This is a genomic window from Kitasatospora putterlickiae (assembly GCF_039527695.1).
Lineage (GTDB): Bacteria > Actinomycetota > Actinomycetes > Streptomycetales > Streptomycetaceae > Kitasatospora > Kitasatospora putterlickiae.
Window position 1 is genome coordinate 3,054 of record NZ_BAAAKJ010000484.1, and the last position, 4,655, is coordinate 7,708.

Annotated in this window: 6 protein-coding genes; 2 read left to right on the forward strand and 4 right to left on the reverse strand. The window is 72.2% G+C overall.

Annotated elements, in window-relative coordinates; genetic code table 11:
- Positions 1 to 25: 25 nt before the first annotated feature.
- A complete protein-coding gene (meaB, locus tag ABD308_RS37500) occupies positions 26 to 982 on the forward strand; it encodes a methylmalonyl Co-A mutase-associated GTPase MeaB (protein WP_344345157.1) in 957 nt (318 codons plus the stop codon).
- Between the two features lie 69 nt (positions 983 to 1,051).
- Here meaB and ABD308_RS37505 read toward each other — a convergent pair whose 3' ends face one another.
- From ABD308_RS37505 to ABD308_RS37520, 4 genes are all read right to left on the reverse strand, one after another.
- The gene (locus tag ABD308_RS37505; protein WP_344345161.1) at positions 1,052 to 1,576 is read right to left on the reverse strand and encodes a MarR family winged helix-turn-helix transcriptional regulator; all 525 of its coding nucleotides are present in this window, start codon (positions 1,574 to 1,576) and stop codon (positions 1,052 to 1,054) included.
- Positions 1,577 to 1,693: 117 nt separating this feature from the next.
- Positions 1,694 to 2,506 (reverse strand): AIM24 family protein, encoded by an 813-nt coding sequence (locus ABD308_RS37510; protein ID WP_344345209.1) that lies wholly within the window; start codon positions 2,504 to 2,506, stop codon positions 1,694 to 1,696.
- 296 nt (positions 2,507 to 2,802) lie between these two features.
- Positions 2,803 to 3,453: an AIM24 family protein gene (locus tag ABD308_RS37515; protein ID WP_344345166.1), complete on the reverse strand. Its 651-nt coding sequence runs from the start codon at positions 3,451 to 3,453 to the stop codon at positions 2,803 to 2,805.
- The gene (locus ABD308_RS37520) at positions 3,453 to 4,091 is read right to left on the reverse strand and encodes an AIM24 family protein (RefSeq protein WP_344345171.1); all 639 of its coding nucleotides are present in this window, start codon (positions 4,089 to 4,091) and stop codon (positions 3,453 to 3,455) included. Before ABD308_RS37520 ends, ABD308_RS37515 begins: the two co-directional genes overlap by 1 nt.
- A 198-nt stretch (positions 4,092 to 4,289) precedes the next feature.
- On the opposite strand from ABD308_RS37520, the gene ABD308_RS37525 reads away from it, so the two are divergent.
- Complete coding sequence (locus ABD308_RS37525) at positions 4,290 to 4,604, forward strand: DUF3817 domain-containing protein (protein ID WP_425554957.1); 315 nt, start codon at positions 4,290 to 4,292, stop codon at positions 4,602 to 4,604.
- Positions 4,605 to 4,655 lie beyond the last annotated feature (51 nt).

The following is a 4,655-nucleotide window of genomic DNA, read 5'->3' on the forward strand; positions in this document are numbered from 1 at the left end:
CCCTCGGCGCAAGGAGACCCACCCCATGATCGATGTGCCGACCCTGGTCGAGCAGGCCCGGCAGGGCCGTCCGCGGGCGGTCGCCCGGCTGATCTCGCTGGTCGAGAACGCCGCGCCCGAGCTGCGCGAGGTGATGGCCGCGCTGGCGCCGTACACCGGGCGGGCCTACACGGTGGGCCTGACCGGCTCGCCGGGCGTGGGCAAGTCCACCTCCACCTCGGCGCTGGTCTCCGCCTACCGGCGGCTGGGCAAGCGGGTCGGCGTGCTGGCGGTCGACCCGTCCTCGCCGTTCTCCGGCGGCGCCCTGCTCGGCGACCGGGTCCGGATGCAGGACCACGCCACCGATCCCGAGGTGTTCATCCGCTCGATGGCCACCCGCGGTCACCTCGGCGGCCTCTCCTGGGCCGCCCCGCAGGCGCTGCGGGTGCTGGACGCGGCCGGCTGCGACGTGATCCTGGTGGAGACGGTCGGCGTCGGCCAGTCCGAGGTGGAGATCGCCGCGCGGGCCGACACCACCGTGGTGCTGCTCGCCCCCGGGATGGGCGACGGCATCCAGGCCGCCAAGGCCGGGATCCTGGAGATCGGCGACGTGTTCGTGGTCAACAAGGCCGACCGGGACGGAGCCGACGCCACCGCCCGGGAGCTGAACCACATGCTGGGCCTGGGCGAGGCCCGCGGGGCGGGGGACTGGCGCCCGCCGATCGTGAAGACCGTCGCGGCCCGGGGCGAGGGCGTCGACGAGGTGGTCGAGGCGCTGGAGAAGCACCGCGCCTGGCTGGACGAGCACGGCGAGCTGGCCGTGCGGCGCCGGCGCCGGGCCGCCGACGAGGTCGAGGCGATCGCGCTGGCCGCGCTGCGCGCCCGGATCGGCGACCTGCACGGCGACCGGCACCTGGCCACCCTGGCCGAGCAGGTGGTGGCGGGCGGGCTGGACCCCTACGGCGCGGCCGACCGGCTGGTGGCCGGGCTGACCGGGCGCTGACCGGGCCCCGCACGAGAACGACCGGAGGCCGGCCCCCGCAGGAAGGGGGCCGGCCTCCGGTCCGTCCGCTCAGCCGCGGCCGCGCAGGCCCCGCAGGTGCTCGGCGACGGGCGCCAGCGCCTCGTACATCGCGTCGAGCTGCTCGGGGGAGAAGCGGTCGATGAAGTGCGCCCGGACGCTGCGCACATGGCAGGGCGCGACCCGCTGCATGGTCTCCCAGCCCTGATCGGTGAGGTGGGCGTAGAGGCCGCGGCGGTCGCCGGGACACTCCTGGCGCAGCACCAGGCCGGCGTTCTCCATCCGGGTGATCTGGTGCGAGAGCCGGCTCTTCGACTGGAGGGTGGCGGTGGCCAGGTCGGTCATCCGCATCCGCCGCTCGGGGGCCTCGGAGAGCACCACCAGGATCTCGTAGTCGTTGATCGCCAGGTTGTGCGGCTGGAGCTCACGGCTGAGCTGGTAGTCCAGCAGCTTGGCGACCTCCAGGTGGGCGCGCCACAACCGCTGTTCCCGGGCGGTCAGCCAGGGGGTCTCCTCCTCTGGCCGCTCGGACGGCGGGACAGAGGTGTCGGCGGGGTCGGTCGTGTGCGTCTCCATGGCCCCAGGATACCGCATTTAGTTCAATGTTGTACGACTTTGTTGGCGCCCACGTCCGGCGGCCGCCGCGATCCGGCCACGGCGCGACGGCTCTCCCGCCGCGCCGCGGCCGCGGGGTCAGAGCCCGAAGCGCCGTCCGAGGTTGCCCAGGTTACCGATCCCGGGCACGTTCACGTTCGGCAGCTGGGTGCCGTGTCCCGAAGGGTGCTGGGTCGGCACCCCGCCCATCGGCACCCCGGCCTCGGCGTGCACCTGACCGACCGCCCGCTCCGCCATCAGCACCTCGGTCGACTGCAGCAGCACCTGGCCGGCGCCGATGAACTCGAACTGGTGCTCCTCGCCGGACGCCCCGCCCATCCCGGTGAGCCGGCGCAGTCCGCCGAGCAGTCCGTGCATGTAGTCGTGGTCGTAGTGGTGGCACGGCGCCGGGCAGTCCGCCCAGCCGACCAGCGCCTGCGGGTCCACCCGGATCGGCGGCTCGACGAAGTGCACCGGACCGTTCGAGGCGGCGACGAACTTGCCGGTGCCGATCAGGGTCAGGAAGCCCGGGATGATCGACTGCTTGAGCCTCAGGGTGGGCTCGAAGGCCAGCAGGTTCCCCGAGCGGACCGTCAGGTTCCCCTCCTCCAGGTCGTAGGAGTTGAGGTCGAAGGCCCGGTCGGCCAGCAGCAGCTTGCCGCGCCCCTCGGCGACCACCCAGTCCGCCGCGTGCATCGGCGAGTTGAAGTTCTGCCCGAGCATCCGGTCGACCGCGCCGGCGCCGACGCCCTTGAAGGAGATGTCGCCGTAGTAGGCGATCATCTTGCCCTTCTGCAGGAAGTACGAGCCGTTGAGGTCCACCGAGAAGGCGTACGGGTTGACGTTGTCGTCGGACGGCAGGCTGTACGCGTCGTGCACCACCGGGCCGGAGCCGTCCTGCGCCTTGGGCAGCGGGGCCTGCGCGCCGCCGAACTGCTCCTGGGCGTACTGCTGCGGCGGCTGGGCCGGGTAGCCCTGCGGCGGGGGCGGCGGGTAGCCGCCCTGCTGGGGGTGGCCCTGGGGCGGGTACGGCTGGCCCTGCGGCGGGTACGGCTGCTGGCCCGGGGGCGGGTACGGCTGGCCCTGCGGGGGGTACGGCTGGCCCGGCTGCGGGTATCCGGGCGGCGGCGCGGCGGGGTAGCCGGGCTGGGTCGGCTGGCCGTACGGGTCCTGCGGCTGCCCGTACGGGGGCTGCGGCGGGTAGGACATCAGAGCTTCTCCTCGCTCGCCTGCACGTACACCGTGCCGTTCCCGGACAGCTCCAGCTGGAACGCCTCGCCGGAGCCGCGGCCGATCATGTCGCGCCACCCGAGCGCGGTGGACAGCTTGTTCTGGACCTGGCCGCGGTGCGCCACGTAGGCCTGCGGGTCGACGTGCACCGGCTGGTGCGGGGTGATCGGCAGCTCGAAGACGCCGCCGTGCGCCATCACCGCGACCGAGCCGTGGCCGTCCAGCTTGGTGGTGAACAGGCCCTGGCCGGTCACCTGGCCGCGGACCATGCCCATCACGCCGCCCTGCGAGCCCATGAACATGGTGGACTGCTGCAGCGAGCCCTCGAAGGCCAGCAGCCGGTCCGCCTCGACGTACAGGGTGTCGCCGGTCAGGTCGATCACGTGCACGTGGTGGCCGCCGTGGCCGAACAGGACGCTGCCCTGGCCCTCGACGGTCATCAGCGGGGTGTCCTCGTTGGCCACCCGGCGGCCGATCATCGACATCACGCCGCCCTGCCCGCCGGTCACGTTCGGCGTGAACCGCACCTCGCCGGTGTACGCGAGCATCGCGCCGCGCTGGCTGAACATCCGCTGGCCCGGCACGACCCGGGCCTCGATCATCTTGCTGTTGATCTTCGTGAACGCCATCAGACGTCGCCCCCGACGGTCAGCTTCTCGGAGGGCTGCACGTAGACCAGGCCCTCGCCGGTGAACTCCACCTGGACGGCCTCGCCGCCGCCCTCGCCGATGAAGGTGCTCCAGCCGGCGCCGGACCTGATGGAGCGGTTGAGGTTGCCGGTGTGGGCGACGTACGCCCCGGGGTCGACCCGCAGCGGCGAGCCCTGGGAGACCCGCAGGATGATCGCCGGCCCCTGGGAGGTGACGGCGGCCCAGCCGTGGCCCTCGACCTTGGTGGTGAACAGGCCGTTGCCGGAGGCCGCGCCGTTCAGGCCGGTGAAGGTGGTGCCGGTCCTCAGCGTGCCCTCGGTGCAGAGCAGGTTGTCGGACTCGACGTACAGCGTCTCGCCGTTCAGCCGCACGAGGTTGATCTCGGTCGCCTGGTCGGCGAAGTAGCAGGTGCCCTGTCCCTTCACCTCCATGACCGTCATCTGCTCACCGGTGAGGCGGCGCGTCACCATGCCGCGCAGGCCGTCACCGCCCCCGCTGAGCTTCTTGAAGTTCATCTGGCCGGTGTACGCGACCATTGAGCCGTTCTTGGCCTTCACGGAATCGCCGGTCATGTCGACGGCGAGCGTCTTTGACCCCTGGAGTCGAAACTGTGCCACGGGCGCAATCTAGCGTTCGGCGGGCGCGGCGGGGGAGGGGGTGGCCGTGTTCTGGTACGTGTCTGCGACAAATGGTGCGGCCCGGGCTCCGGGCCACCCCGGCGGCGGGTTCGGACATGTGCTCGGCGATAATGGACCGGATGCTTGTGAGCCGGTTCACAAGCGATCTCCGAGCCCCCGCGTATCGAGGTATCCATCGTGAACAGCAGCGCCGTCCACCGCCTGCGCCTGGTCTCCGGCCCCGAAGGGGTCTCCTTCCTGCTCCTGCTGGTCTGCTCGGTGCTCAAGCGCACCACCGACTTCAACGCCGTGCCGGTGATGGGCATGATCCACGGGATCCTGTTCATCCTGTACGTGGTCTTCTGGATCATGGCCTGGCAGGCGCAGAAGTGGGACGTCAAGCGCGGTGCCGTGCTGTTCGTGCTCTCGGTGCTGCCCGGCGGCGGCTTCGTCGCCGAGCGGATGCTGGCCAAGGAGGAGCGCGGCGGGGCCCCGGTGCCGGCCGCGGCCTGACCTCCCCGCACACGCCCGGCAGGCTGCCGGGGCCCCCTCTCCCAGTGGGCC